Source organism: Roseomonas rosulenta, assembly GCF_016106005.1.
GTDB lineage: Bacteria > Pseudomonadota > Alphaproteobacteria > Acetobacterales > Acetobacteraceae > Neoroseomonas > Neoroseomonas rosulenta.
The window spans coordinates 1-1718 of sequence record NZ_JACADR010000489.1; the positions used below are offsets into that span (position 1 = coordinate 1).

The 1718-nt window shown below is 74.1% G+C and carries 2 protein-coding genes; both read left to right on the forward strand.

Annotation, left to right across the window (positions count from 1 at the left end):
• The coding region (locus HW578_RS26165) for a DUF533 domain-containing protein (RefSeq protein WP_232479311.1) at positions 1 to 418 on the forward strand (418 nt) is incomplete at its 5' end.
• A gap of 4 nt (positions 419 to 422) precedes the next feature.
• Positions 423 to 1652 carry a 3-sulfinopropanoyl-CoA desulfinase gene (acdA, locus tag HW578_RS26170; protein WP_198373637.1) on the forward strand — a complete coding sequence of 410 codons (1230 nt, stop codon included), beginning with the start codon at positions 423 to 425 and terminating at the stop codon, positions 1650 to 1652.
• Positions 1653 to 1718 lie beyond the last annotated feature (66 nt).

Here is a 1718-nt window from a genome sequence, read left to right on the forward strand (position 1 = left end):
CACGCCCGCTCCGCGGGAGACCTGGGCGCCCGTGCCCGGCGTGCCCGCCACCCCGCCGATCGCCGCCGAGGACCGCGAGGGCGTGCTGATGCTGCGCGCCATGATCGCCGCGGCGAAGGCGGACGGCCATGTCGATTCCGACGAGCGCGCCCGCATCGCCGACCAGCTCGATGCCGCGGGCCTGGGCCCGGCGGCGCGTGATGCCGTGCTCGCGGACTTTAACCGCGCGGTCGCGCCCGAGGTCCTGGCCCGCGAGGCGCAGGACCCGATGCTCGCCGCGCAGCTCTATGCCGCGGCCGTGGCCGGCGCCGCCGCGATCGAGGGCGCCGAGCGCGCCTGGCTCGATGGGTTCGCCCGCGCGCTGCGGCTCGACCGCGCCGCGACCGAGGCGATCGAACGCCGCATCCGGGGAGGCTGACGCCATGCATGGACTGACCGACGCCGAGGCGCAGCTGCGCGACGCCGCGCGCGAGCTGGCGCGAGAGGCCGCCACCCAGGCCGCCGCCACGGACCGGTCCGAGCAATACCCCTGGCCGATGGTGCGGCGCATGACCGAGGCCGGCTTCATGGGCCTGACCATCCCGCGCGAATGGGGCGGGCGCGGCCTGTGCTATTTCGACGCGGTGCTGGTGATCGAGGAATTCGCCAATGCCTGCGCGGTGTGCGGGCGCATCGCGGTCGAAGCCAACATGGGCGCGATTGGCGCGATCATGGCCTATGGCACGCCGACCCAGAAGCGCGTCGCCGCCGACCTCGTGCTGGCCGGCGACAAGCCCGCCATCCTGATCACCGAGCCCGAGGCTGGTTCCGCCGCGACCGAGATGCGTACCCGCGCCGTGCGCCACGGCAACGACTGGGTGATCGAGGGCGACAAGACCTGGATCACCGGCGGCGGCGTCTCCCGCCTGCATCTGGTTTTCGCCCGCGTGGTCGAGGACGGCGAGGAGAAGGGCATCGGCGGCTTCGTTGTGATGCGCGACGGGGATGGAATGCCCCCCGGCATGACCGCGGAGCGCATCCCGTCCATGGGCCTTCGCGGCATGCCCGAGGCGAATGTCGCGATGCGCGGCCTGGTGGTGCCGGATGCGATGGTGCTGCGCCCGCCTGGGGGCTGGGCGCGCGGCTTCGGGCGGCTCATGGATGCCTATAACGGGCAGAGGGTGGGGGCGGCGACGGCTGCGCTCGGTATTGCCGCGGGCGCCTATGATCATGCGCTCGACCGCGCGCAGTCACGCCGGCAGTTCGGGCGGCCGATCGCCGAGTTCCAGGGGTTGGCCTGGATGCTGGCGGACATGTCGATCGAGCTCGAAGCCTCGCGTGCGCTGGTCTGGCGGGCGGCACGCTCGGCCGGGCCGAACGGCTTCCCGGACCGGCTGGCGGCGGCGCAGGCCAAGGTGATGGCGGCCGACATGGCGATCCGCGTGACCAACCAGGCACTGCAGGTCTGGGGCGCGGCGGGGTATTCGCGCGACAACCCGATGGAGCGGCATGTGCGCGACGCTCGGATGTTCGCGATCGCCGGCGGCACGGCGCAGGTGCTGCGCACCCAGGTGGCGGAGCAGATCCTGGGGCGGAAGCTGCCGCAGACGCGCGAGGGGTTCGTGCGCCTCGCTGCCGAGGAAGACGCCGCGCGCCGCGCCGCCGCCGACTGAACGCGCCTCGGCGGGCGCGACGGCGCCGGGTGGGGCAGCCGCGGCTTCGAAGCCGCGGCCGCGCCG